Below are 26,330 nucleotides of genomic sequence, written 5' to 3' on the forward strand. Positions count from 1 at the left end.
GGTTAGGCGAAGCCGAAACCCATGCTACTATTTTATTAAAATTTAAACTTCGAACTAAACCAAAACTCAGCCAAAGGAGTTCCCTTATAATGTGCTAAATGAAAATGGAAAAACTCTTGTGCCGCCTTCAGCTTATTGCTTTGTGCTAAACAAATAAAATACGTCTGGGCAATGATTTCTGATTGCGCATCGCTGCCACCGATTTCCGTGCGTCTTGAAATACAAGGTGCCATCAAATCACAGGCTGTTTGAAAATCGTTGTTTACAAAAGCATGAATCCCTTTGCTTAAGGGCAATACCACAGACAGCCAAAGCGTTTGATTATATCCCTTTGCCAGAGTTTTAGCATAATTTTCAATTGAGGCTAGAGATTTCTGCACTGCATCTTCCTGACCTAAACGAGAAAGACAATAGATGTAATGAACGGTATTAAAACCGCTATAGTGCATCAACGGATTTTCATTCAGATATGAGGCAAGTACATTAAATCGATCCAAATGCGGTAATCCTGCCATATCCAAACGCCATAATAATGAAATGGCATCGATTTGCTCGGTTATAATTTCCGGGGAAAGACCAAAAATCAGAGGATAAAGATCCATCACTTTATCTGCTTGACGTAATGCAATATAGAATAACGCTAAATGCCAACTGTTGTGCCCACGAAGAAGGGATGAGATTTCGTCCCAACTCCCTCGGAATCTTTCCAAAGCCACAATTCCTTTGGCTATATTATTTGTATTCAGATAGGCGTGTGCCAAGGTATGATGAGCCCAAGGAGTAATCGGCTCCATTTTAAGCGCATGCTCAGCCAAATGTTGGGCTTCTGTCACATGTCCTGACAACTCAGCAGCAAAAGAATGCATGGCTATAAAGTGAGATTCATCCTGATTATGTGCGGCAATTCGTTCACAAAAAGCTAAATAGTTGTGGCTGTTATAAGCTTGTCCCGCGCAATAAAATAACCATTCAGCAAATTTTGCCGCCAAAGTATCACGAGGATATAAAGCCGTTAAACTTGCTAAAATGGTTAAAGCACTTTCATACTCCAAATTCATCCAAGCTTTAACCGCTTGATAGGTTAATTTTTCTCTTAAATTGGCTGTAGGCAATAGTTTTTCAGCATGTAATAAATGTTCTTTTGCCAAAGCAGTAGTGGAATCAGTCTGACCATAAAGATAAAAAGCAGCGGCATAGGCTTGAAGGAGTAAATTATCAGGATTATTTTTAACTGCATCTAAAATAAAATGAGGCTCCTTCCCTGCTCCCAAGATTTGATGATGAAAGTGATTAATACTTTCTATAACCTGCAATGACTTTGTCGTCACCGCTAGGCCGCGATTCGTTTCCATATTGTTCCTAAATTCTTCCTCCTTCTTTTTATTATATATGTCTTTAAGAAAAACGGAGAGAAAATAAATACCTCAGAAAAATAAACTCAAGTGTGGATTTGATTGCATCAATTAAGGCCATCAGATAAGCTAGCTGCCCAAATAAAGCGGGATAAAATAACGATGAAGAGTCAAAAAGAATTATTCGAATTTTTATGTGAATTGATTGATATTCAAATAAAAAAATATGTCGCCTTACCCAAAATAGGTATAGGCCCAGATGCACGCCTCAATGGGCAACTTGTTTTTGAAGAAGTGAATGAGTTGTTAGGGTTTGCTGAACAATTGATGGCTGAGATGGAAAGCAAATCGGTTTCTTCCGAACTCTTCTCCTCAATTTTTGAGCAAGTTAAATTTTATCTTGAACAAGAGCATTTAAGAGGGTATGCGGGTTGGCTTCTTGATGAAAACAATATTCATACACCACTGATGGCACGAGTAAATGAGCAAATTAGACGATTAAATGGAATCGCTAGTTCAGCAAATATCCCGTGTTTTTCCTCATCAAGACCCATAACAGAAACACAGAAACAGACCGAATATGATAGTGTTGCCATTGCTTTTTACATTTTGGACCTCGCTATAAAAATCGCTGAAAATCCTGAGATGGAATTAGATGATAAGAGTCTAAAGCATGCGCTCCCAATATTAAAACGTAATGCGACCACCCGATATTGCAAAGAGGAATTTGCACACCCAATTCGGGAATTACATAAAAAATGCAGTAGCTTTTTGCAGCAATCTGATTCTCAAAAAAGCAATACTCTGCTCGACAAAGCAGATGCCAACGCATATGAAAAAAAACACAGAGAGCAATGGAGTAATTTACTTAAGCGCTATAAAAAAATTGCGCCAGATTCTTTATTATTCGCTCCCGAACATGAGTGGTATAAAATTGGTAAATTAGCAGATGAAAAAACAAAACCAAAATCAACCTATTCTACTCAAAATCTTACATTATTTGGCGGAGTCACTTTAGGTGTAGTACTTGTTTGCATGTTGATTTCATATTTTATGAAACAACAGAATGATGAAAACCTCTTTAATTCAACTTTGAACCCCTAAAAGTAGCCTGGGTTAGGCGCAGCCGTAACCCGGGTTAACAATACCTTCTCTGTGAAAATAAAATTGCCAAATCCCTGTGCGCCACGACATTCAAAAAATAAAACAATTACTCCTGAGTAAAATCAAATAAATCCTTATAAGTATGAAAATTCATGGCATCTTCCTCAGTCACGGTTAGATTATAATCTTCACTGAGAATGGCCAATAATTCAACGATTTTCAAAGAGTCTAAATGCAGGTCTTCGATCAGTACCGTATCATCATGAATTTCGTCTGCTTTTGCTCCTGATAACCTGGATATAATTTTTTTTAATTCACTGTCAGTGATTTTCATACAACACCTATTAATTATCTTTTGAGGCTAAATAATACCATGAAGCGAAAGAACATAACCCTAAAATAAGCAATATTATCGCTAAAGAGAATTGGCCATACCATTGCCCCAAGGCGATAATACCAGTAGATAACGCCGAACTTAAATCTTGCATACAGGCGTATAAAGCCCCAACTGTACCTGCCATCTGAGGAAATGGATGAAAAGCGCCGGCAAATGCATTGATAAAAGTAAACCCAACACCCATGCTAAATAATGCTACGGGAATCATGATGGAAAGCACATTTTGGAATCCTAACATAGCAAGGGCCAGCATGGTAAAACCACCGATGATCATGAATACAATTCCTATAAATACCATATAGGAGACCCCTTTGCTCATCACCAATTGGCTATTAATTATCCCACTCACACAAATAGCTCCAGCAATAAAAATGGTTAATTGACCAAATTCTATAGGACTAAGTCCTAGTACATCCTGAAAAAGAAACGGTGCAATCGCCAGATAACCAATTAAACCCGCAGACGCAAGACAAGCGCACAATGCATAACCTACAAAGACTTTAGATTTTAATAAAGTAAAATAATTTGCACGCATTACTTTAAATTGAGTTGCATCAGGATTAAGGTTTTTATTGGTTTCTGGAAGAAAGGACAGGGCCAAAATCCATATGGCAATGCCGAAGACTAATAAAAATAAAAAATTCATTCGCCATCCAAAATGCTCCTGGATATATCCACCTAGAACTGGAGAGGCGACCATAATAAATACACTTACAATGCCTACATAAGATCCGATTTTGGATAACACTCTGTCAGTAAAAAGATCTCGCACTAAAGAACGCCCCACTGAGCCGCAACATCCAATACCAAATCCTTGAATAAATCGACCAAAAATCAATACTAAAACTGAAGGGGCAACAAAACAGATTAAACTACCCAAAATGCTCAAACCAACACCAAACATCAGTGGCGGTTTACGACCGATTTTATCCGATAAAGGACCATAAAATACGTGGGAAATGCTTAAGCCCAACATGAAAAGAGATAACGTTAATTGAATCGATGCCTCATTGCTGTTAAAAATCTTGGTAATTGCAGGCAATGAGGGAACATATTGATCTGTAGTCATCTGCATTAATACCATGAGCATTAATACAACAAAAACCAATAAAGGTTGAAGTGAAACCTGCTGAACATCATTTTTTTTGTGCATCAAAAAACCCTTTTAACCTCTTATTAACAGCGCCTTCCACATAAACTCATGTACCAATCACACCATACATAGCCCCAATATAATCAAACAACTAACAAAACCAACAAACCACACGGCTGATCTCAATGAAGCCTTATCCATTAAATAAAAAAAGCAATAAATAATTCGGGAAATAATATAAACAATCGCCAAAACTTGAATTGAAATACCTATATGTTTCGTAGCCATCGCAGTTAATGCAGCGGTTGCAAAAACAAGCAACGATTCAAAACTGTTTTGATGTGCGGCAACTGCCCGCGCTCCCATTCCCTGCAATCTTGCCTGTTGTGCTCTTGGATAATGATTGTCGTAACGGCCTTCTTTTTGCATAAAATAAGCAACAACCATCTTGAGAAGGTAGGGTAATAGTATCGCAATGAACAAACATAGTATCAAAGTAGTCATGATTGGCAAATTTCCTCAATAAACGTTCTTGCTTTAAAAAATTTGTAAATTGTAGTTCGGATCTCTTAACTCCTTCAAAAAGAGATGGCGACTCATTCCTGAATAATGCATAAAAAGCGAATCATAATAGCGAGAATATTCACTTAGCACAATGACTTATGACTCCCTATCCATAAAGGGAAAATAGTACTTTATACCAATTAAATTCTTCTGTTATGATAAATTGATGTGGTCATCATTTAAAGGATTAGTACTATGGTTCAAGATGAGTCAAAAAAAAAAATCCAAAGGACATATTGTTTTATCATCACATCCATCCGGACATACTGCTGCTCCATTAAAAATTAAATGGGGAGCAGAAAACCCCAAAGAACGTGGTCCTGTTATCGCTTCGCTTACTAATATCAAAAATCGCAATGCAGTCGGCACCCACTCAGGCTCATATTCAGTTTACCGTGCTCTTGCTGTTGCTGCCGGTGTATTGGATCCGGAGCATGTACCCGATCTAACAGATACGACTCCACCAGTCACTATAGGGCCTCATCCTCAATGGAATGATACCCAGAAGATTGTTTCACTTGATCCTTGGGGACATCTCGTGGCAAGCGTATTCGCTGATGAAATTCAAGCAGGATATGATATTCGTCCCACAATAGCAGTGACTAAAGCGCATATTAATATTCCTGAATTGCATACAGCAATTCAAAAAGGTCGTCTCATACCCGACGGAAAAATATTAAAAGAGTCAGGGGATGTTGCAGTGACTAAAGCGGCTCTTGAGCCAGTCTGGTATTTACCTGGAATTGCTGAGCGCTTTAAAATTTCCGAATCACATTTACGTCGGACCTTATTTGAACAAACAGCAGGCATGTTTCCCGAACTGGTAACACGCTCTGATCTTGATGTTTTTTTACCTCCCATAGGCGGATTAACTGCTTATTTTTTTGGCGATGTAACCACCATCCACGATCCCAAAATTGAATTGACTTGTCGTATTCATGACGAATGTAATGGCTCTGATGTGTTCGGTTCTGATATTTGTACGTGTCGGCCCTATTTAGTGCATGGAATTGAATTATCCATTGAATCAGCCCAGAAAGGTGGAGCTGGCTTGATTGTTTATAATCGCAAAGAAGGAAGAGCTCTCGGAGAAGTAACCAATTTCTCGTTTATAACGCCCGCAAACGACAAAAAGGTGGCGATACCGCCGCAAAATACTTTGAACGAACAGAGTGTGTGGCAGGAGTTCAAGACATGAGATTCCAAGAGCTCATGTCGGATGTCTTACATTGGCTTGGTATTACCAAGATTCATCGCTTTGTTTCTATGTCCAATATGAAATATGAGGCATTACTCAAATCAGGAATTCAGGTCGTGGAACGAGTATCCATTCCTGATGAACTGGTTCCCCCTGATGCCCAAGTTGAAATGAATGCCAAACGTGCAGCGGGTTACTACTCACCTGATCGTATTGTTGATATCAATGAACTAGCCAGAACTAAAGGACGTGATCTTAATGAGTAAAGAACAACAAGAAATTGCCCACGTATTGGCTACACTAAAAGATCCTCGCACCATACGCTTACGATCCCAAGCTATTTTGGAACGAGTGAAACACGATCAGTCAGCCTACTTTTGCATAGATCCAGAAAAGATGACCCGCACTGCTTCTTTTGTTATTGAGGTCATTCAAAATAATTATCCGGAGCTGGATATTCCTTATCATAGTCGCTGGCGTCATTTTGAAGCCGGAGGGATTAATCGAATAAAAAAAAATGCTGGACCATTTGAGTGGTTTATCTACAGATGAGCAAGGAAAAATACTTTATGAGCTCGTTATTATCAGTGTATTCCTCGATGCCGGCGCAGGCCAATACTGGCGCTATACCGAACCTGAGACAGGAAGAGAATATTCCCGTTCGGAAGGCCTTGCTTTAGCAAGTTTATCTCTTTATCAAGAAGGGATGTTGAGTGCCTCTCCCAATGAGCCCCTAAGAGTGGATGCTGAACGTTTATTGAATTTCAATGAAGATGACTTACGGCGCGGATTCCAAGTTACTATCAACAATCCTTTAGAAGGTCTTTCTGGACGTGTTACTCTGCTCAATCGACTTGGTGCATTAATACAACAGGATAAAGAACATTTTGGAGAAGAAAACCGCTTGGGTAATTTTTATACCTACATCAGCTCTTTAGCAAGAAATCACACGCTAACAGCCGCACAAATTTTTCATGAAGTCCTTAATGCATTTAATGGGATATGGCCAGCCAGACTTTTATTTCATGGAATCCCTCTTGGCGATGTGTGGCAATATAATGCATTAAAAACGAATGAACCCGGATCAGAATATATTCCCTTTCATAAATTATCACAGTGGCTCACTTATTCCCTAATTGAACCCTTAGAACAAGCAGGAATTTCCGTGACGCACCTCGAAGAGCTCACTGGTTTACCAGAATATCGAAACGGAGGATTATTCATTGATTGTGGAGTGCTACATATTAAAAATAAAAAAATTCTGGAAACAGCACTTCCTCCTGATTCAGAAATGATTGTGGAGTGGCGTGCATTAACCATTGCTCTCTTGGATGAATTAGCCGACCTAATCAGAAAGAAATTACAAAAAAATGCCAAAGAACTCCCTTTAGCCAAAATTTTACAAGGAGGTACCTGGGAAGCTGGGCGACGGATTGCGAAACAGAAACGTCCTGAAGGTATTCCCCCCATACAGATTATTAGTGATGGCACCGTTTTTTAAGTTAAGACAAATACAGCGGGGCTACAAGAAGCCCAAGTTACCATTTAAAATCGCAGTTTGGAGTTAAAATGAACAATCAACAGGTTGTAGTAGTGAAACATCCGTTAATTCAGCATAAATTAACGATTATGCGTCGAAGAGACACCAGCACAGTCAAATTCCGCACCTTGATGCATGAAATAAGCATGTTGCTTGCTTATGAAATCACTCGTGATTTGGAAATGGAATATGAAGAGATCGAAACACCTTTGGCCTTGATGCAATCACCTGTTTTAAAAGGAAAAAAAATGGTTTTTGTTTCAATTTTACGTGCCGGAAATGGTTTGGTTGATGGCATGTTACAACTTGTGCCGACAGCACGAATTGGCCATATTGGTTTGTATCGAGATCCTAAAACTCTTGAGGCGATTGAGTACTATATTAAGCTTCCAGAACATACTCGCGATCGAGATGTTATTGTGGTTGATCCTATGTTAGCCACTGGAAATTCGGCAATTGCGGCAGTAAAAGAAATTAAAGCCATCAGTCCTAAATCCATTAAATTTCTCTGTCTGCTTGCCTCGCCGGAAGGAATAGCTGCTTTCCATGAAGAGCATCCCGAGATTACTATTTTCACAGCAGCAATAGACCAACAGCTCAATGAAAAAGGGTATATTATCCCTGGCTTAGGTGATGCTGGAGACAGGCTTTATGGAACAAAACTGGAATACTAGCTGCTAAACATTAAATAAATTACTCGAGCGCATGAGCAGCACAAGCGAGGTCTGTTGAAATATTAGCTTCACAGTGTTAATATTGAACACAGTGCGCGGTATTACAAAAGGAAAGGATATTTTAATGTCATCAAATGAATCTACAGCAATACTTTCATCTCTTGCAGTGAATAAAAAATATTCTTGGACAAAACACGATACCGTCTGGATGCTTAGCCTTTACGGTACTGCAGTAGGCGCGGGAACCTTATTTCTTCCAATCGATGCCGGATTAAATGGAATCTGGCCTCTAATTATAATGGCTGTACTTGCCTTCCCTATGACCTACTTCTCCCATCGTGCACTATGCCGTTTCGTTTTATCCGGATCTTCGAACCAAAATGACATCACCGATGTAGTTGAAGAGCATTTTGGTATTTTTGCAGGAAGAATACTCACGGGTTTATATTTCTTTGCCATTTACCCGATCTTATTAATGTACAGCGTAGCCATTACCAATACCACTGAAAGCTTTCTTGTAAATCAGTTGGGCATGTCAGCTCCACCTAGAGCACTTTTGGCCATAATACTCATCCTTGCGCTCATGGCTATAGTCCGTTTCGGACAGGAAATTATCGTTAAATCAATGTCCTTAATGGTGTATCCTTTTGCAACGATATTATTATTTTTATCACTTTATTTAATTCCCAACTGGAACAACGCTATTCTACAACAAAGCAATTCATTACATGCGAACGGTGGACATGGCCTTTTAATGACGCTATGGTTAGTCATTCCAGTTATGGTATTTTCCTTTAATCATTCACCCATTATTTCATCTTTTGCCGTCAATCAAAAAGAACGATATGGTAGCGATGCGGATAAACGTAGCACATCAATTATGCGCTACAGCCATTTACTTATGGTCTTTTCGGTTATGTTTTTTGTATTTAGCTGTGTTTTTAGTCTTTCACCTCAAGACCTTATGCAGGCAAAACAACAAAACATTTCCATCTTGTCTTATTTAGCGAATCATTTTAAAACACCACTCATTGCGTGCATTGCACCGATCATTGCCTTTATTGCGATTTCCAAATCATTTCTAGGTCATTATTTGGGCGCTAAAGAGGGTCTAAGCAGCATTATCGTAAACATGTTAAAACCCACTGGAAAAACAATAAGTCAGTGCAAGCTTCAGCGAATTATTGAAATTTTTATGGTAATAACATGCTGGATTGTAGCGACCATAAACCCCAATATCTTAAAAATGATAGAAACATTAGGTGGGCCGGTCATTGCTGCTTTATTGTTTATCATGCCTATGTTTGCAATTGCCAAAATTCCGGCAATGAAAAAATATCAGTCAAATACAGTAAGCAATCTATTTACCACAGCTATAGGCGTCATCGCTATTTCAGCAATAGTATATGGTCTGTTTTAAAATAAGATTAGGTCGCCCCTTGGGCTGAGGGATTTCACTTTTTTGTACAATCATATTAAGTTTCCCCCAGCCAAGTTCTTTATTTCATTAAGATCTAAAAGGAAATAACTTTTTTTTCTTTGTCTCGACAACCTGATAAACTATGTCCCTGATCCAAGATTGTTAACACTGTATTTCAGCAAGCGTAGCTTATCGCAGTCAAATTATTTTACCCCCAATAGTTTTTTCAAATGGTCCTCTTCTCCATTCCAGGTACCCATTTTGTCCTCCTGGATAAATTTGATTGCTTCTTTAAAAAGTAGATTGGCCCTTCGCAAATTTTTCGGATTCCTTACCCCTGGAAGTCCCTGGTGAATTGAGGATCGTATTGATTGTTGGTACTCATTGAGCCCACTATCGTCTTTTGGCATCAAAATCTCCGCTAATTGATCAACTTGTTTGCGAAGTTTATTGCCTATTCCCTTATCAAGATTTTTTGATAACAGAAATGACTGCGCTTCAACACGATAAGACTCCATATCTTGGGTCAGCTTTTCCTTTCTCTCAGAGTCAACCACACCTGTCATTATATAATTTTGCATTAAATTGGCTAACTGAGCGTAAAAATATCTTGATTGCAGCGTTAAAGATCTATTTTCTTCTAGCGCTGGACGTAATGGATGTTGTGGCGTTGAAAGAATAGTATAAGCGAGAGGCATTCCATTTGTCCCTTTCACTAAAATGGAGGCTCCATGGCGAAGCAAAGTAGATAAACAAGAGGCCATCGACTTTTTCTGACACGTACTAAAACAGTAGTGCACTGCCGATTTGAACGTTTGATCTTCTATTCTTATGGGTTGATTGTCGAGAGTATATTCTCCGTGATCCAATAAAAAATCCAAGAATTCTCCATCCGCCTGTTCTAAAGCCTGGATAAGGAATTTCTCATCTAACTGATAATGGAAAGGCGTAAATGTCTTTGCTAAGTCAAATTTTCTTTGTGCTATCAAGCGATGCAGTAATGTCGTAGCCTTAAGATTGATTTGCAATTGCAAAGTATTAATTTTATCCATAAAGTCTTTAGGAAGAGCATCATCATCCTCACTTAATAATAAAATAGAATTGACTTCGGTATATAGATTACAAATTTCGTTAACCGCTCTTGCATCATCATTTTCTAGACTATTGAATTTTACAATTGCGGCTTCTAAATCAGCTTCAACATGAGAAGTTGAAGAAGATTTGGGGGCTTGGGATTGAGGAGATTTTTGCGCTGATCTCGAAGCAGATTTAGGTTTTCCTCCCAGCGATTCAGCTTTCTTAGAATCGGCTTTAGGGGCTTGTTTTTTTGTCTGCTGACTCGTAATTTTTTTTTGCTGACTTACTGCTTTTGGTTGCTGAATAAATAACTCAAGCGATTTTGCAATTCTTATGTAGGAATCATGTTTGAATAATGGATTTAAAGCCTTAAGTGTCTTTATCATGCGTTGAACAACAACCTCATGCTCTAATTTCTTTGCTATGAGATCTTTTGATAACTCGGATGCCTGATGTTCATCTTTCTCGTATTGAATTTGCAAATTCCTGATTTTTTCACTCTTTCTTCGCTGAACTTCAGAGATAATCGGATCGACTTTTTCTCTTGCTAATGTAATGAATTGATCGCATAAATACTCCTCAATTTCTAGATGCGTTTTTTTATCATCACCAGTTATCAAGGAAAGTACCGGCAATTGAGATAACTGGTTACGCTCGTTAAAAAACACATGCAATACGTACTCCTGGTTCTTTTTATCCACAAAATACGCAGAATAATGAAATTGACTTAGCGATGGATTCTCTGAATTTTCACCTTCATAAACACTAATATGATGTTTCGAGAGATTCAGTTCCAAGTCCTTAAATTTAAAGGAAATGGGCTGTTCGATGGGCAAATCAAAGCGAAAATAGGGACAATTTGTCTTGTCTTGTGTTTTAATCAGATAAACATCATTACCGAGATGCAGTTTTTTATTTTTATAAACACAGAGATCAAGAAAGTTATAAAGCGTATTTTTAGCCATTAAAAAACCATAAAGATCACAAATTTAGCAATGCTATTGTTCTACGCACCTCTTGTCAAGAAACAAATAGACCAGTTAAACTGAATTAACTGCAAAAGCAAAGACAGGAAATATTTTATTTAAACCTGTCATGTAGAAGTTCTAGTTTGCTCATTTCCATTTACTGCTCAACAAGGCCAGCTATTTGGTTCTTGAATCCATCTTTTGCAAAAAGAGATTGCGGAATAAAGTCCGGTATAAGTTTGAGCTAGGACTATTTTAAAGATTGATGTTTCATTCTAAATCCATCATTATACGCTCCCAATATATTTAGTGGTCTTTATTTGTCCATTAGCTTAATTTTTAAAAGATGGAATTTTTATGAGCGATGATTCTCCCAAACTAAAAAAACAATCTGCTTCCCCGGATTATCTAAAACGTACTGGTGGCGTTCTCCTTACTTTTGTAAGTACTATCGGACTAATCTTTACCTCACCTCTCCTCCTTTTGGGAGGACTTACAGGCTGGTTAACCGGGCTATTTACAAAAAGTAATCCTTTAGAAACCAGTCTTCAAGGTGCCAAAATCGGTTCCTTAGGAACTATCAATGCACTGCTTTTCGGATTGAAGCTCACTCAAGCTACGATTGAGATGAGTGATATTTCTGAACAAGAGTTACTATTAAATGAACGCTCAGAAAAGCAAGATTCATATACAGATGAAGCATCTATCGAGGAACAAACAGAAACTCTTACTGCCCAGCCAAAAGAAGAGCTCAAAGGCATCAAACCTCAGGAACAACTGATTGTCGATCAATACCAAGGTTCAGCAAATGCCCCTCAAATTATCAGAGCAAGCACTGTTCCTAATATTTTTTTCTCAAAGACCGGAGAAAAACCAGAAACGTCTAAAACATCTGCAAGCCATTACTTCGACCGCCCCGAACACATTCAAGCATTTATGGCTGAAGTAAACGCTTTGATCGCTCAAAATGAAGCACAAGCTGAATTAAAAGAAGAAGAGGATTTATCTAAGGTAGCGGAACAAGAGATCACCGCACTCGTTGAAATAATCAAAAATTCAACTCGAGCTCAGAATGAATTCTGGAATAAATTAGAGAAGTTATCTAATCACGATATTAAATTATTTGTAAAGAGATTAAGTCCAATAAAAGCCAAAAGATTCAGCTCCAGCGAGCTTGATGATTTATGGCGCTGTTTTACAGGTTTTGAATCTGAGCCCTCCAAAAGAGAATTTCAAAGCAAAAAATTTGCAGTGATGCTTGAAGCACTTTCTGAAGAACAGCTAAAAGCCTCTTTTGAATCACCTGATTTTTTAAAAATATTAAATAAAGACCATTACGTTACGGCTGCAGCCAATACCTTAAGTCGTAAGCAATTAGAGCTGTTTGCTTCGAATAGCAAAGGACATGATATCCTCAATGCCATAATAAAGAAATTGAAACCAAGCCCCTACACATTAGGCAAACTTGTTTCTATCCTGCCTTTTGCTACTGAAAAGGTGAAAGCCGCTCTAATCGATCAGCTCGCCCATTTAGCCTGTCCTGCTTCATTTAATATCAGGTTGACCCAATTAGCGGATCATTATATTAAAGTAAATAATCAAATTGCCTTAAAACAAGCTGAAGCCTTAAAGTCGAGCACTACGACGTCGAGCACTACGACGTCAAGCACCACGACTCATTTAACGAGAAGTAACACCGCCCCGTCCAAATGGACTGTCCATCTTCCCGCTAAGCCTGTTTATACTCATCTTCTTGTACAAAAAAAAGAGTGGACTGCTGAGGCATTAGATGCATTTATTTCCGAATTAAATGCAGAAGATTACCTTATAAAGATAGAAAAGCTATTTGAAGAGTTAACGAGTGTACCGGATCACCAAATTAAAATCATAGTGGAACGAGCCTCTTCACCTGATTTTACAAGACTACTGCCACATCTTTGGCAAATCGATTCAAAAACCACCAACCATCTGTCTTACAGAGAAAACAGAAGCAACCGCTTAAAGGTTGTGCTGGAAACCTTATCGGAAGAACAATTAAAAAGTTCTCTGAAAGAAAATAAATTTTGGGAAATTTTTAGAAATACCCAAGAACCTTACGGTAAGATGGCGGCTGAAGTATTATCTCCCCAACAATTTGCAACAATTATTGCTCATGCCTCGATTGACAGACATACAGATATTGCGGTGCTCATCACTCAAATTAGTAAAGACAGTCCGGCAGAAAAACGAAGACTGCATCAAATCCTGGAAGCAGTTATACCTCATACAACCCCATGGGTGGTATTAGCGTTAGAACGACAAATAAAAAATTTATTATCCTATGATCAGAATGTTTATCATCGTCTTAACCATGATCTAAAAAAATATCTTAAGGAATCATTAGAAAGACCAGAGGTTAATTTGAACTATAAAAGAGATGGCAGTTTAGACAAAAAATCCATTTCACTACTCCTTAACGAAGTTGAGTCCTCTCATTCTCATTCTTTAGCTATGTAGACCACAATGAAAAATGGTAAAGAGTCTAATGAATTAGACTCTTTATTTTTAGTTTCAGCAATGCCAATAAGCAGCCCTGATTAATATAGGTTATTAAATAAAGCGTCCTTTATAATACAGGAAATGCAGCCTGTGAGTGATATCGTGTGCCGAGGGCACATCCTATATTCCCTATTTCCATTCCCATCAAAATATGAAACAATTCTCAAAAATCCCATCCAATACTTTGTTTCATGCACGTTGAATTTCATCAGATACCTATAGAAAACATTCAAGCAGGACAGTATCAACCCAGAGAAGATTTTAATGACGCTGCTTTGAAAGAACTCGCGCAATCGATTGTATCCCAGGGACTAATTGAACCTTTAATCGTGAGAACAATAGCGAAACAACGTTATGAAATTATTGCTGGAGAGCGAAGATGGCGCGCAGCAAAAATGGCAGGATTACACACAGTACCTTGCCTCATCGGAAACTATACTGATAAACAGGCTTGTGCCCTCACTTTAATTGAAAATATTCAACGAGAAGATTTAAATTTGATTGAAGAGGCAAGCGCTTATCGGCGTTTGATTGATGAGTTTCATTATCATCAAGATGAAATTGCCACTTTAGTAGGAAAATCACGAAGCCATATTGCCAATATCATACGGTTACTGAATTTGAGTGAAAAAATAAAAGATTTAATTCGAGATAAAAGCTTATCATTTGGTCATGCGCGAGTTCTCGTGGGGCTAAATCCCGCCCAGCAGGAATACTTAGCGGCACAAACTATAGAACAACAATGGTCTGTAAGACAGTTAGAACAGGCTGTTCGAACACAAAAGAACAAAGATTTTGCCCTCCCCAAAAATGCGAAAAAAGATCGGGATGTCGAACGACTCCAAGCCGTATTATCAGAACAAGTAGGTGCGCCCGTGCAAATAATAAACGATAATGAGCATGGTGGATGGCTGCAAGTGAAATTTTTTGATAATGATACCCTTGCGGGACTTTTGGAGCGTTTAGGCTTAAGATATGATTAATGTTTACCAACTCTATATTCTGCATAGGGTACAACAAAAGGAACGACATCGATGAGAAAGACATTGACTGGCGTGTTTTTATTGGCCTTATCCGCATTCGCATATAGTGCCAGTATCCAAACTGAAGTAGATCGCTTAATTAATCGCGTTAACCCCAATGTCAATCTTGGAATTGTCGTCCTTGACCTCACTTCCGGTAAAGTTTTATATCGTCGCAATGCACAACGATTATATATCCCTGCGAGTAATTTAAAACTTTTTTCTGAAGCAGCAGCATTAATGGTACTTGGGCCAGACTATCGTTTTAAAAACCAATTAAGTCTGAGCGCAGGAACAATACAACAAGGGGTGCTACAGGGGAACGTTTATGTGCGGCTGAGTGGGGATCCTTCTTTTAGTCGTGATGATTTAAATACCCTGCTTTCTTCATTGAAAGAATGGAACATCCATGCCATTCAAGGTAATGTGTACATTGACAGTAGCCTGGCTAATGTAGATCCTTATCCACCCGGATGGCTAACTACTGATTTATCTTACAGCTATGGTGCACCCAACGCGCCAGTTATGGTTGACTCCAATCGCTTGACCGTCACCGTAAATCCTGGAGCGCAAGCTGGCGATCCTGCTGTGGTTGAAGTAGATGATGGCGGTGGCGCCATTGCCCTAAACAATCAGACAACCACCAAAGTGGATAGCAAAGGCTGTGGTGTAGGTTTTAGTCTGGATCAAGAGAATCATTTAACTGTTCGTGGTTGCGTTGGGGTTGGACAGTGGGCAGTGCAACAACGACTGGCAATAAAAAATCCTCTAATGTATGCCCAAGCCATGATCAAGAGTCAATTAGCAAAGTCGAATATCCAACTCAATGGCCAGGTCCAATTGGGTAAAACTCCAGCAGGCTCTTTATTAATCGCGACACAGCACTCCAAACAGTTATCACAATTGATGGCAGATACATTAAAGCCTTCAGATAACCTCTATGCAGACAGCTTGTACTTGCATGCTGCGGAAAAACTCAATAATGGAATACCCGTCAACTGGCGAGATGCTCAATCCTTGGTTAAGAACTTTTTACAGTCACAAACAGGCATTGATTTCAGTAATGCAATTTTTACTGATGGTTCAGGTTTATCAAGGTACAGTTTAGTAACCCCAGAACAAACCATATCCCTATTAAAATTTCTATACCAACGTTTTCCATTATCTTATGAATACATCGCCGCATTACCAATATCTGGACGTGATGGAACATTGCAAAAAAGATTTAAAATTCCAACTCAACAAGGATTTGTGCGCGCTAAAACAGGGACTATGACTGGAATAAACAGTCTTTCAGGGTATTTATATACTGCCAACGGCCATACTTTAGCTTTTGCAATGTATGTTAACCGACAACCAGGTAAAGCTTCTGGCCCTGGCCGACCCGTGTTGGATGCCATATGCACTTATTTCTTACAAAATAGTCCGGGAAGCAGTCGCTTGAGTCGAATTTTTTCACCGCATCAACGTATTAGTTTTCAATTGAATCCGACGCAAGCAGAAAGACAAAAAGCACATCAGGCAAAATGGCGACGATTGGAGTCAGCACTCCGAACTGCTCTCCGGGGCCAATCGGTTAATGTCATCTATCGAGGCAATGAACTGATAGTGAATGACAACCAGGCTGATCCTGGAAAAGTATGGTCAACATTGCAAGCGGTGGTCAAAAAATATCCTTTTGCGGTCATGTTGTCGGCTAAGACGCTATCCATTAATCCTTCTGGTAACCCCGCGCTACTCTGGGTAGAAGCCGTCGATTTACCCAATCAGGTACAAAGAACCTGGAGTATTCGCGAAGCTGCTTAGGGATATGGTGAATCATCCCTTCCCCTATGTGGAGAAGAGGCTCATCGGGCCGATGGCATATTGCAGTTAATGCCCTCCCCCCGGTCCCTCACCCAACAGTTGGAGAGGGGATTCTCTTAATAGCATTTGGCCTGGGTGCAGCCACTGCGCCATAAGTTGATATCATTGGATTGGCTCATAAACATAATTAATCATCGATGGAGATGCAATTGAACCCACTTAAAGTTGTTTTATTGATTTTTTGTTTTCTTCATTCCGTTCATGCAGCACCTAATTTTTTAACCATTAGTGATATTCATTACGGCAGTAGTAACTCATCAAATGATGGAGAAGACACGGGGCCGGAATTTCTAAATATTGCTATGAAACAATATGAAAAATTAAGCGAAAAAGTAGATTTTATTCTTTGCTTAGGTGATTTACCCACTCACTCTTTATTCAATTCATCGAAAAAGGGGGAGTTTGAAAAAACCGTATTTGAAGAGTTATATAAAAACGACAAAGGGCAGAAACCTATTTTTTATATTACAGGGAATAACGATTCCTTACTTGGTAATTATCAACCTTTTGAAGCGAATGGAGTTTCTCCATTAAGTTTTGCTGCAGGCTGGAATGGAGCCTGTGCTCATTGTAAAGAACTGATTATCGATGACAGTCATATGAGCCACGATGGATATTATTCCAGTTATGTGATCCCTGGAAACAAACAAATTATCTTGATTGCCCTAAATGCAACTCAATGGACAAAAACACCCGTACTTTCTCAATACCCCAATCAAGAACACGATGCCGCCATCCAACTTTCATGGCTCAATCAACAATTAAAAACACATCATGCCAAACAACTATTAATTGCTATGCATGAACCCCCTGGGAATTCATACCAGGGAACACCTATTTGGCATAAAAAGTACGTCAATGAATTTATAAAAATATTAAATGACAATAAAAAATCATATGGAGAAATTACGCTGCTTTCTTCACATACGCATATGGATGAACTCAGAAAAATCACTTTAGATCATGGCACCAATATATATGCTTATTCTACGCCAAGTGTTAGTCGCGTCCATCATAATTACCCGGGGATGAAAATATTTAACCTGGATAATCATCTTAAAATTAAAAATTATACTACCTATTACACGAGCGATATAAACAGCTGGGGTGATCAATATTATCAAGCGATAAGTAAAACGGATGCAATTTTTCCACATTGCCAGCACAAGACCTTATCCCAATGCCTTAATTCATTAAATACAAATCAGGTATGTAATTATTTAGATAAAGGTTTGTTTTACGGAGTAAAAAGCCCTAATGTGCCAATTCATGAATGCAATATAATATATAAAGTTACTTCTGATTGACAAATTCATCAATCAACTCTAACTTTGTTATTCTTTATAATTAAAGGACTAAAAAAATGAAAGCACTTTATACCGCAACAGCGCGCACACATGGTGGTCGAGAGGGTCACATAGAAACATCAGACGGCTTATTAAGACTGGACCTTGCGAAACCTAAAGAACTTGGTGGCCAAAGTGACGGTACCAATCCCGAAGAATTATTTGCTGCCGGTTATGCTGCATGTTTCGAAAGTGCCATGCGTCATGTCGCTCGTTTACAGAACATTCCTTTAAAAGATGCCTCTATTCTTTCTAAAGTCTCCCTGTATTCCACACCAGAACACGGATTTAAACTTGGAGTTGAAATGCATGCTCATGTCGTGGGCCTAAATCAAAAAGATGCAGAAGATTTAGTAGCCAAAGCTCATGAAGTGTGTCCCTATTCTAGAGCAATTCACGGCAATGTGGATGTGGCATTTAAAGTAAGTGCAGAATAAAACGACTTCTACTCATTCCGTGAAAGGTCGGTCATTCCGGGCTTAGCCTGGGATCTCCATGCGGTAGCACATTATTTTAAGAGATTCCTCATGGCACCAGGGATGACCACCTACCGGCAGGGCAATTTCTTTCATCACATGCTTAGTTGTTCCGGAACATTAAGATGTGCTTCAAGCGCTCGGCTTAGTTCACCAATATGATCTTCTGAGCGGGTCGTTTTTTTACCCGCAAAAAAATCAAATATGGGGTTATTGTGTTTTTTGATTATTTTCATATTTTCTGGATCGCGCATAAATGATTTTATAAAACCATCAATCTCTCGTAAATTACCACTTTGACACTTCAGTTCAAAAATAAATTGTTTCAATAACTCCCCTTTTTCACGACGTGATGAGCTAAATGACTTAGCCATATTGATTGCATTGCTATGCATAGTACTTATTATTTGTAATAAATCTTGCGGCAAATGGGCGTAAGAGGCAGGTAAAAAATGCCCCATTGCATCTTCTGCTTCCCTACGGCATTTTCTTGATGATTCAGGAGGAGTAAATTTAAAAATTTTATTGTATACCTCTTTAAATTTTACTGCTAACCAAGAATGCATATTCATAGTAGGATGTAAGACGTCCCAAAACATGTAGCCTTTGGCTGGCGAAATATGTTCTTCTTGATCGACAGGATTTTTTTGATTTTGCTTAAATTCATCCGACTCAATATATGGAGATGTTAATTTATCCTCATCAAAACCATAATCTTTACAATGATCATAAATTTCTTTAAATGGTTTACTGACATCGAAAATTGAAAGATTCAAAGGGATGTTTAGACCATGATACTTTTCGAGGATTTGTTGTACTTTAATTGCCAACTGCTCATTAAAATGTGCCGAGCATTCAGCGGCTTTATTTTGTTCTGTTTTACTTTTAGCCTTGTATTTTGGCGTTAAGGATAGATCGGGTAAATTCAATAAAACAAAATTCCTGTACCCTTGTTGAATCAAGGTTTCAAGATTGGCGATTCGCGCATTGATTGCATTATCTGCTTCAAGAAAAGTAGGTTCAGAATTTACCGTAACTAAATCATTCGCCCCAGACCATTCAATAACTAAAGTTTCAGCTTTTTCCTGAGCGCTAATATGATATTTTTTATCATCCGCACTGAGTAACTTTTGTTTCTCTTCTAAATAGCTTAAGACCAGTCGAGCTGCTTCATCCATGGGATTGAGCGTGAGTTGTGTCTTATAATCGTATGAGGTTAATCCCGCTTCGCAATAGAAACGAGCAAAGCGTTCTCCTTTGTATAAAATATGTTTATCACTATTGAGACTAAATGCCCTCTCATTTTTGCTCAATAAATGATGATCATTAGCTAAAATCGCATCGGCCACGTCTGCATTCCCTCGCGCATCCCGCATGACTTTCAGTTTTTTACGAGCATGTTCTATTTCAAATTGTTCAATAATCGCTGTGACAAAATAATCTCCCCAGACAAATCCATTGGTAAATCGCCCTCTAGGTGCATCAAAACCTACTTCATAAATATCCCCCAAGGGAATAAAACCAAAAAGCATCCGTTTATTAAAAGTACCCCTATCCGATAAACTATCTCCCAAAACCACCAAACGACTAATCTTAATCTCAGATGCTGGCATATTAATCTCCTTATTAAAGATCATTGACCAAGATCTCCGTCCTCTTGCAGAAAAGAACTAGGATAAGTCTAAAATGCAACCCAAAATCTCCTAGACCTAATCCTTGATAAGCCTCAAGAAAGAGATCCGAAAAAAATGATTACAAATTATTTAAAAAGATAATTCAGTTTTGAAATCAGCTGCTTTTGTACGACGTAACAATACAAATTAGAGCGATATAATTTTGCTTTCATCACCTACAGATATTCTGGTTAGAATCTAAGTTATAAAAGCAGGACCACTGGAAAAGCATCCCATTACTCACACTTCATTTATTGGGATTTTATATTGGTTGCTTGCACAGTTCCTGATAATATAGACTTATTTTTCAAAAATTGTCTATGAAAAACAACCATTTTGATCTTATTGTATTAGGTGGAGGCAGTGGTGGCATCGCCAGTGCTGTTCGAGCTGCAAAACATGGTGCTAAAGTAGCAGTGGTAGAACCCAATCACTTGGGTGGTACTTGCGTTAATTTAGGCTGTGTGCCAAAAAAAATTATGTTCAATGCATCCATGATTTGTGACATCATGCACCATGCATCCGACTATGGGTTTTCTACTACCTCAACCCAACTTGACTGGAATACCCTCGTTACTAGACGTAATGCATATATAGACCGACTCAGGGAAAACTATGCACGACGTTTTGCTCAATTTAATATCACCCTGATTCAAGGTTCAGGGGCATTTCACGATAAACACTCGATCAAAGTGAATGATTCTTTTTATCAGGCACCCCATATCATCATTGCAACGGGTGGCAAGCCTTCACTACCAATAATTCATGGGATTCAGCATGCAATTGACTCGGACGGCTTCTTTGCATTAAGCAAACAACCTGAAAAAGTTGCAATTATTGGAAGCGGCTATATCGGAGTGGAACTAGCCGGCGTATTAAACAGCCTAGGTAGTGAAACCCATCTTTTAATGCGAGGTTCTCGACCTTTATCTCGTTTTGATAAAGTTTTGGGAGAAACATTAATGGATATGATGCAACAACAAGGTATTCAGGTTCATGCAAATCATAAAGCACAAGAAATCAATTTACATAGTGATGGCAGAAAATCTATAGTATGCGCCACGAGCGGTTCCATTATTCAGGATATAGACGTAATTATTGTCGCCGTGGGAAGAACACCCAGAACATCGGGCTTAAATCTAGAAAAGGTAAACGTTGCAACTGATGAGCAAGGTTTAGTTTTAGTCGATGCCTTTCAAAATACGAGCGCGCAGGGAATCTATGCTTTAGGTGATGTAACGAATGCACCTGCACTTACCCCTGTAGCAATTGCTGCGGGTCGACGTTTGGCTGATCGTATATTTGGCCAGCAACCTGAGGCGTGTTTAAACTATGATAATATTTGTACTGTAATCTTTAGTCATCCTCCTGTGGGAACAGTTGGGCTTAGTGAAGAAGAGGCCATTGAGCAATACGGTAAAGATCAGATTAAAATATATCAAACTCGTTTCACCCCTATGTTTGATGCATTTGCAGAAATAAAAACACCTACAGTGATGAAATTAGTCACCTTAGGCAAAGAAGAAAAAATTATTGGCTTGCACGTTATTGGATTAGCAGCGGATGAAATGCTCCAGGGTTTTGGTGTGGCAATAAAAATGGGCGCTTGTAAAAAAGATTTCGATAATACGGTTGCGATTCATCCCACGAGCGCTGAAGAATTTGTAACTATGGTTTAATCACATGAATAATGCAATTCGTAGTTTTCAAGGTAAATCACCTTCAATAGGCCAAAGAGTTTTCATAGATCCTACATCAGTAGTCATTGGTGATGTTTTTCTGGGCGACGATGTATCTGTTTGGCCTATGGCCGTGATACGCGGAGATGTGAACTCCATTAAAATAGGCAATGCCTGTAGTGTACAAGATGGGGCTGTTTTGCATGTTACCCATGATGGCCCTTATACAGCTGGGGGACAACCATTAATTTTAGGCCAAGGGATTACAATTGGACATCAAGCCGTATTGCATGGCTGCAGGGTGGATGATTTCTGTCTCATTGGTATGGGCGCTTTAATTTTAGATGCCGTACACATTGAGCATCATGTAATGGTTGCTGCTGGTTCTGTAGTCACTCCTGGAAAAAAATTGGAGAGTGGTTATTTATATCTTGGTAACCCAGCTAAAGCAATTAGAAAATTAACTGATCAAGAAATCGAAAGGTTAGAATATTCAGCACAACATTATGTGCGGCTGAAAGATAAACATTTGGTATCGATTTAGGTATGTATCAAAATTGCAGCCTGTATAGGGCACAACAGCCCCATTCTATACGATAGCACCAGGTTAGGATGTGAAGGCCTGCCTTGCAAGGTATTGACGGAACATGTCCTCGGTTCAGGGGAACTGAATTCAAGCCAATAATTGTTATTTATAATTTTAATCTAAAATAAAAGAAATGGACTTCATGGGTTAGTGTAAATGACTCAATCTCATTTGGAATTGGAAATATTAAAAACTGAGAAGTTAAGAACAACCATTTTATCTATTATTTTTATTCTAATGGCTCTCATTTGGACAATATTTTTTATTCATTCTCCCGAAGTATACTATCGACAAGCGCAAGTATCCCCGATGGTTATGCCGAGTTCTTTAGTGGCGATCGCGTTTTATTTTTTATTAATGCGACTTGTTGTTTCTCAATACATGCTCCATCAGAAAAATATACCCCTCGTAATACAATATATTAAAGCGTTCATCGAAATAAATATCCCAACACTAGGAATAATCGTTCTAATGAATTATCACACCCCAATATATGTTCTTTTAATGCCACCTGTTTTACTTTATTTTATTTTCATTATTCTGTCTTCACTCACCTTAAATGAATGGTTATGTGGGTTTTCAGGAATGGTTGCCGCCATTGAATATTGGCTTTTTTCCTATTACGTACTGCATTACACTCCAATCAAAGGAATTGATTACTATTTAATCGCATGGTATGCCTTTGCCAATCGAGGAGGAATGTTATTAGTTGCTGGGGTCGCTACCGCTTTTGTCACATCACAAATTAAAAAGCAATTGTTTGTAGCCTTTGAGGCACAAAAAGAACGGGACAGAATTGAAGGTATTTTTGGACAGCATGTTTCACCTGAAGTGGTCTCCAAATTATTATCTAAGGATGGTAATTTGAGTGAATACATACCGGTTTGTGTTATGTTTTTGGACGTGCGAAATTTCACTCATTTTACCGAAGTAAGCGAACCATCAATTGCAGTTAATTATCTCAATAATATTTTTAAATTTATGGTCAAAATCATTCATGACAATAAAGGGATTATCAATAAATTTTTAGGTGATGGTTTTATGGCTGTATTTGGTGCACCTATATCGAGTGGTAATGATGTGGTTAATGCCGTAAACGCCGCGCTTGAGATTATGAAACGCACTGAAGAGGAAGTAAAAAAAGGCCATTTACCCGATCTCAAATTAGGAATAGGACTCCATTTTGGTCATGCGGTAACAGGTACGATTGGGACTAAAAAAAGACAGGAATATACCATTATTGGTGATGTAGTCAATTCAGCAGCCCATATAGAGCAGTTAAATAAAACCTATAATTCTCATATTCTTATTTCTGAAGATGCCATGAAGGAATTACCTGAAATGAAGGGCGAATTTGTTGGTAATGCCATGCTTAAACATCGCGATCATCCAATCAAATTATACAGATTAGCTTGATTGCTTTTACAATGAGTTCAGAATGTGCAATCCATTTAGCTGATGAAGCAATCAAGAAATCTGAAAACTTAACGTAAATCACAGCAGCTTCTACGGTCCTAAAATTAAGGGGCCTATTGCCGTAATTCAAGGACGACAGGGCTCCAATGTGGTTGTTAACGACTCTTGCTGGCTTGGTGGTTTCATAATGCCATACTTATTTAGTAACTCTCCATTACTCAATTTTATTTGTTGTGCTGCATTTAGAGCATTCTCATATTGATTGAGTTGCTCCTCCATTTGCTCAATAAGGGCTTGCAAACGATCATTGTTTTATTCAACTCCAAATTCATTAATTTTACTTCTTCAATACCAGTTTCCAGGCCATTAAGTCCTTTTTCTATTTTTTCAATGGTCATCTCATTTCCTTATGCATTTTTAAAATCTATATAAACGTAAATTATAATGGGTTATAAAAATATTTTCTCCGAATTGAAAACGAAATGGATGTTAACACGGATTAACCAAAACTCGCGTGACTTCAGGTAGTTCCATGATTAAATTTTCTGTATATGCACTGGAGGGGGTTTGAAAACCAATCGGAGCATCTCCTGATAAAATTTTTTGAATTATCAATAACGTTGATAAGGCAGTTAATGTATAACCATTAGGTGTCGTCATTACTGCAGCAACTTTTTTGCCCGCTTCATTGGTTACCTCAGCATATATTTTTACAACTGAGTTTTGTCTTTGATCCTCAGTAGGTCCAGCGGGTAATTGATTAATTTTATGCATTAGATAGCTTTTAATTGGAGTCCAACTTAAAAACCATTTAAAGAAGTTAATAAAAGTTTTAAGCTTTATTATTTTTTTCGGTAATGCCATATACGTTTCTATATGTGGAATCTGTGTAGACCACCAAGCAGATGACAAATCTCCCCATGAAATAGTGGCACACAACAATTTCTTGTCGGCTCCAAAATCAAAAAAATGGGTTTTTCCACAAAACGGAATTGTCTTTAAAATTCCTTCATTTCGTATTTTAGTTCCTTCAGGGATATCTTCCAGCATCGTTTTAGCAGTACCATGAGAAATACTTAAATGCGCACTTTGAGTAAATGTACCAATGGCAAGAATCAATCGATTTGCATCAGGTAAAGAATGCTTTAAAAAAGCAGCCAAACAATCACTAGGGACTACATCAAATCCAGAACCAGGTAAGAGCATGATACCATTTTTTTTTGCCTGCTCATTCATCGCCATAAGCTGTTCTATTACCATCACTTCACCGGTAATATCCAAATAATGGGTTTTTGTGGCAAGACAGGCCAGCGCCATGTTTCTGTAGGTATACTTAAATGGACCCGCACAATGAATTACCGCTATAAGGTCGCGAAGAGCATTTTTAGCTTGCTCCAAATCGTTCACATCAAATACTCGATACTCCAAATTCAAAGCCGCTGCTTGCTGTTTTAACTTCTTTTCATCTCTTCCGGCTAATATCGGCTTTAATCCTTGCTGTAGACTTAACTGAGCAATTAAATTACCGGTATATCCATAAGAACCATAAATAAGGAAATTTTTTTTCATTCAATCTACCTGAATAATTTTTAATTCAGTGTATCTCGATAATTAGCTTTTATCGAGATAAGGTTAAATTAATCGTACTACATCACAAGATAGAAAAAAATTAAGGAGAAATCTTATTATGGAGATGGAGTAACTTAGGGTGTTTATTATCTCGAGAAAAATTAGGGAAGTCAGCGGTCACCTTGTTTAGAAATATGATATATCTTGAATGTAACGCCACAAATAATCCTTTTTTTTAAGTCAATTTTTTTCACGTTTTGCAAAAAATACAGCAAATGAAAAAGTCAGTGGTTTTGGAAATAAGAGCCCTTCACGGTGATTTTGAAAAATTTTAAAATCAATATCAGTATAACCTTGTTGTTGTAACCAAATAGCAGCTTTTTTTATACAAGGAAAAGATTTACTTTGTTGAACAGAATAAGTATTTTGTCCTAAAAAGCAGTAAATAACCCCTCTTCCTTTATTCCAATCACGAACAGCGTTGTATGAGGCGGGGGGATCTGATGGAAAACTAGGATAAACTTTGACTCTAGCCCAACTTTTATTGTAAAAAGATAATGTAGCTGCTTTTTTCTCGGCAACAATCCATGAAGGCTTCTCTGAAGGGTATAATTCTTGCCAATGTTTAAAAATATCTGCTGCTGCTTCTTTCTGTGGCAAATAATAGTGCGAGTCTTGTGTATGCGCAGCATGTGTAGCGACAATTAAAATTGCGTTTTTTCGGAAGCAAAAATACCCCCTTAAAATTCCCTTTTCTGCTGGTTAGTCAAAA

At 38.2% G+C, this 26,330-nt stretch carries 20 protein-coding genes and 2 pseudogenes; 13 read left to right on the plus strand and 9 right to left on the minus strand.

Features of this window, described 5'->3' with window-relative positions; translation table 11 throughout:
• Positions 1–35: 35 nt before the first annotated feature.
• Complete coding sequence (locus tag EL022_RS15180) at positions 36–1,352, minus strand: tetratricopeptide repeat protein (RefSeq protein WP_028379762.1); 1,317 nt, start codon at positions 1,350–1,352, stop codon at positions 36–38.
• Positions 1,353–1,514: 162 nt separating this feature from the next.
• On the opposite strand from EL022_RS15180, the gene EL022_RS15185 reads away from it, so the two are divergent.
• Entirely contained in the window at positions 1,515–2,456 is a 942-nt protein-coding gene (locus tag EL022_RS15185) for a hypothetical protein (RefSeq protein WP_028379761.1), read from the plus strand.
• 106 nt (positions 2,457–2,562) lie between these two features.
• Here EL022_RS15185 and EL022_RS15190 read toward each other — a convergent pair whose 3' ends face one another.
• From EL022_RS15190 to EL022_RS15200, 3 genes are read right to left on the minus strand one after another with little or no spacing between them, the layout of a single operon-like run.
• Positions 2,563–2,790, minus strand: coding sequence for an acyl carrier protein (locus tag EL022_RS15190; RefSeq protein ID WP_028379760.1), 228 nt, complete (start codon positions 2,788–2,790; stop codon positions 2,563–2,565).
• A 10-nt stretch (positions 2,791–2,800) separates the two neighbouring features.
• A complete protein-coding gene (locus tag EL022_RS15195) occupies positions 2,801–4,006 on the minus strand; it encodes a multidrug effflux MFS transporter (RefSeq protein WP_028379759.1) in 1,206 nt (401 codons plus the stop codon).
• A gap of 57 nt (positions 4,007–4,063) precedes the next feature.
• A complete protein-coding gene (locus EL022_RS15200; protein WP_028379758.1) occupies positions 4,064–4,450 on the minus strand; it encodes an MAPEG family protein in 387 nt (128 codons plus the stop codon).
• Positions 4,451–4,705: 255 nt separating this feature from the next.
• Here EL022_RS15200 and EL022_RS15205 point away from each other — a divergent pair.
• The 4 genes and pseudogenes from EL022_RS15205 to EL022_RS15220 all read left to right on the plus strand — a co-directional run bounded on the left by EL022_RS15205 (position 4,706) and on the right by EL022_RS15220 (position 9,342).
• Positions 4,706–5,974 (plus strand): annotated as a pseudogene (locus tag EL022_RS15205) (GTP cyclohydrolase II).
• A pseudogene (locus EL022_RS15210) lies at positions 5,967–7,209 on the plus strand (URC4/urg3 family protein). The pseudogenes EL022_RS15205 and EL022_RS15210 overlap by 8 nt, the downstream one beginning before the upstream one ends.
• A gap of 68 nt (positions 7,210–7,277) precedes the next feature.
• Entirely contained in the window at positions 7,278–7,922 is a 645-nt protein-coding gene (gene upp / locus EL022_RS15215; RefSeq protein ID WP_028379755.1) for a uracil phosphoribosyltransferase, read from the plus strand.
• A gap of 124 nt (positions 7,923–8,046) precedes the next feature.
• Positions 8,047–9,342, plus strand: coding sequence for an HAAAP family serine/threonine permease (locus tag EL022_RS15220; protein WP_028379754.1), 1,296 nt, complete (start codon positions 8,047–8,049; stop codon positions 9,340–9,342).
• A 203-nt stretch (positions 9,343–9,545) separates the two neighbouring features.
• Here EL022_RS15220 and EL022_RS15225 read toward each other — a convergent pair whose 3' ends face one another.
• Positions 9,546–11,384 (minus strand): hypothetical protein, encoded by a 1,839-nt coding sequence (locus EL022_RS15225; protein ID WP_028379753.1) that lies wholly within the window; start codon positions 11,382–11,384, stop codon positions 9,546–9,548.
• Positions 11,385–11,744: 360 nt separating this feature from the next.
• Between EL022_RS15225 and EL022_RS15230 the strand changes: the two genes are divergently transcribed.
• The 5 genes from EL022_RS15230 (at position 11,745) to EL022_RS15250 (ending at position 18,596) form a co-directional block, all read left to right on the plus strand.
• On the plus strand, positions 11,745–13,883 hold the full coding sequence (locus tag EL022_RS15230) for a hypothetical protein (RefSeq protein ID WP_028379752.1): 2,139 nt from the start codon (positions 11,745–11,747) through the stop codon (positions 13,881–13,883).
• A 233-nt stretch (positions 13,884–14,116) separates the two neighbouring features.
• Positions 14,117–14,908 carry a ParB/RepB/Spo0J family partition protein gene (locus EL022_RS15235; protein ID WP_028379751.1) on the plus strand — a complete coding sequence of 264 codons (792 nt, stop codon included), beginning with the start codon at positions 14,117–14,119 and terminating at the stop codon, positions 14,906–14,908.
• 51 nt (positions 14,909–14,959) lie between these two features.
• The gene (gene dacB / locus EL022_RS15240; protein ID WP_028379750.1) at positions 14,960–16,753 is read left to right on the plus strand and encodes a D-alanyl-D-alanine carboxypeptidase/D-alanyl-D-alanine endopeptidase; all 1,794 of its coding nucleotides are present in this window, start codon (positions 14,960–14,962) and stop codon (positions 16,751–16,753) included.
• Positions 16,754–16,956: 203 nt separating this feature from the next.
• Complete coding sequence (locus EL022_RS15245) at positions 16,957–18,120, plus strand: metallophosphoesterase (RefSeq protein WP_272947072.1); 1,164 nt, start codon at positions 16,957–16,959, stop codon at positions 18,118–18,120.
• Between the two features lie 56 nt (positions 18,121–18,176).
• Positions 18,177–18,596, plus strand: a complete 420-nt coding sequence (locus EL022_RS15250) for an organic hydroperoxide resistance protein (protein WP_028379748.1) — start codon at positions 18,177–18,179, stop codon at positions 18,594–18,596.
• A 134-nt stretch (positions 18,597–18,730) separates the two neighbouring features.
• On the opposite strand, the gene EL022_RS15255 is transcribed toward EL022_RS15250, so the two are convergent.
• Complete coding sequence (locus EL022_RS15255) at positions 18,731–20,248, minus strand: SGNH/GDSL hydrolase family protein (protein WP_028379747.1); 1,518 nt, start codon at positions 20,246–20,248, stop codon at positions 18,731–18,733.
• A 380-nt stretch (positions 20,249–20,628) separates the two neighbouring features.
• Here EL022_RS15255 and gorA point away from each other — a divergent pair, with 380 nt between their 5' ends.
• From gorA to EL022_RS15270, 3 genes are all read left to right on the plus strand, one after another.
• On the plus strand, positions 20,629–21,987 hold the full coding sequence (gorA, locus tag EL022_RS15260) for a glutathione-disulfide reductase (RefSeq protein ID WP_028379746.1): 1,359 nt from the start codon (positions 20,629–20,631) through the stop codon (positions 21,985–21,987).
• A gap of 4 nt (positions 21,988–21,991) precedes the next feature.
• Positions 21,992–22,531: a gamma carbonic anhydrase family protein gene (locus tag EL022_RS15265; protein WP_028379745.1), complete on the plus strand. Its 540-nt coding sequence runs from the start codon at positions 21,992–21,994 to the stop codon at positions 22,529–22,531.
• A 198-nt stretch (positions 22,532–22,729) separates the two neighbouring features.
• Positions 22,730–23,989, plus strand: coding sequence for an adenylate/guanylate cyclase domain-containing protein (locus EL022_RS15270; RefSeq protein ID WP_028379744.1), 1,260 nt, complete (start codon positions 22,730–22,732; stop codon positions 23,987–23,989).
• 242 nt (positions 23,990–24,231) lie between these two features.
• On the opposite strand, the gene EL022_RS16540 is transcribed toward EL022_RS15270, so the two are convergent.
• The 3 genes from EL022_RS16540 to EL022_RS15285 all read right to left on the minus strand — a co-directional run bounded on the left by EL022_RS16540 (position 24,232) and on the right by EL022_RS15285 (position 26,218).
• A complete protein-coding gene (locus EL022_RS16540) occupies positions 24,232–24,387 on the minus strand; it encodes a hypothetical protein (RefSeq protein WP_241972205.1) in 156 nt (51 codons plus the stop codon).
• Positions 24,388–24,478: 91 nt separating this feature from the next.
• A complete protein-coding gene (locus EL022_RS15280) occupies positions 24,479–25,558 on the minus strand; it encodes a saccharopine dehydrogenase family protein (RefSeq protein ID WP_028379743.1) in 1,080 nt (359 codons plus the stop codon).
• A gap of 240 nt (positions 25,559–25,798) precedes the next feature.
• The gene (locus tag EL022_RS15285; protein WP_028379742.1) at positions 25,799–26,218 is read right to left on the minus strand and encodes a hypothetical protein; all 420 of its coding nucleotides are present in this window, start codon (positions 26,216–26,218) and stop codon (positions 25,799–25,801) included.
• Positions 26,219–26,330 lie beyond the last annotated feature (112 nt).

Source organism: Legionella cherrii (genome assembly GCF_900635815.1).
Taxonomy (GTDB): Bacteria; Pseudomonadota; Gammaproteobacteria; order Legionellales; family Legionellaceae; genus Legionella; species Legionella cherrii.

Excerpts from the sequence above, each read along its gene's own strand:
- EL022_RS15180 (WP_028379762.1), bottom strand. The coding sequence starts at position 1,352 with ATGGAAACGAATCGCGGCCTAGCGGTGACGACAAAGTCATTGCAGGTT.
- EL022_RS15185 (WP_028379761.1), top strand. The coding sequence starts at position 1,515 with ATGAAGAGTCAAAAAGAATTATTCGAATTTTTATGTGAATTGATTGAT.
- EL022_RS15190 (WP_028379760.1), bottom strand. The coding sequence starts at position 2,790 with ATGAAAATCACTGACAGTGAATTAAAAAAAATTATATCCAGGTTATCA.
- EL022_RS15195 (WP_028379759.1), bottom strand. The coding sequence starts at position 4,006 with ATGCACAAAAAAAATGATGTTCAGCAGGTTTCACTTCAACCTTTATTG.
- EL022_RS15200 (WP_028379758.1), bottom strand. The coding sequence starts at position 4,450 with ATGACTACTTTGATACTATGTTTGTTCATTGCGATACTATTACCCTAC.
- upp (WP_028379755.1), top strand. The coding sequence starts at position 7,278 with ATGAACAATCAACAGGTTGTAGTAGTGAAACATCCGTTAATTCAGCAT.
- EL022_RS15220 (WP_028379754.1), top strand. The coding sequence starts at position 8,047 with ATGTCATCAAATGAATCTACAGCAATACTTTCATCTCTTGCAGTGAAT.
- EL022_RS15225 (WP_028379753.1), bottom strand. The coding sequence starts at position 11,384 with ATGGCTAAAAATACGCTTTATAACTTTCTTGATCTCTGTGTTTATAAA.
- EL022_RS15230 (WP_028379752.1), top strand. The coding sequence starts at position 11,745 with ATGAGCGATGATTCTCCCAAACTAAAAAAACAATCTGCTTCCCCGGAT.
- EL022_RS15235 (WP_028379751.1), top strand. The coding sequence starts at position 14,117 with ATGCACGTTGAATTTCATCAGATACCTATAGAAAACATTCAAGCAGGA.
- dacB (WP_028379750.1), top strand. The coding sequence starts at position 14,960 with ATGAGAAAGACATTGACTGGCGTGTTTTTATTGGCCTTATCCGCATTC.
- EL022_RS15245 (WP_272947072.1), top strand. The coding sequence starts at position 16,957 with ATGCAATTGAACCCACTTAAAGTTGTTTTATTGATTTTTTGTTTTCTT.
- EL022_RS15250 (WP_028379748.1), top strand. The coding sequence starts at position 18,177 with ATGAAAGCACTTTATACCGCAACAGCGCGCACACATGGTGGTCGAGAG.
- EL022_RS15255 (WP_028379747.1), bottom strand. The coding sequence starts at position 20,248 with ATGCCAGCATCTGAGATTAAGATTAGTCGTTTGGTGGTTTTGGGAGAT.
- gorA (WP_028379746.1), top strand. The coding sequence starts at position 20,629 with ATGAAAAACAACCATTTTGATCTTATTGTATTAGGTGGAGGCAGTGGT.
- EL022_RS15265 (WP_028379745.1), top strand. The coding sequence starts at position 21,992 with ATGAATAATGCAATTCGTAGTTTTCAAGGTAAATCACCTTCAATAGGC.
- EL022_RS15270 (WP_028379744.1), top strand. The coding sequence starts at position 22,730 with ATGACTCAATCTCATTTGGAATTGGAAATATTAAAAACTGAGAAGTTA.
- EL022_RS16540 (WP_241972205.1), bottom strand. The coding sequence starts at position 24,387 with ATGACCATTGAAAAAATAGAAAAAGGACTTAATGGCCTGGAAACTGGT.
- EL022_RS15280 (WP_028379743.1), bottom strand. The coding sequence starts at position 25,558 with ATGAAAAAAAATTTCCTTATTTATGGTTCTTATGGATATACCGGTAAT.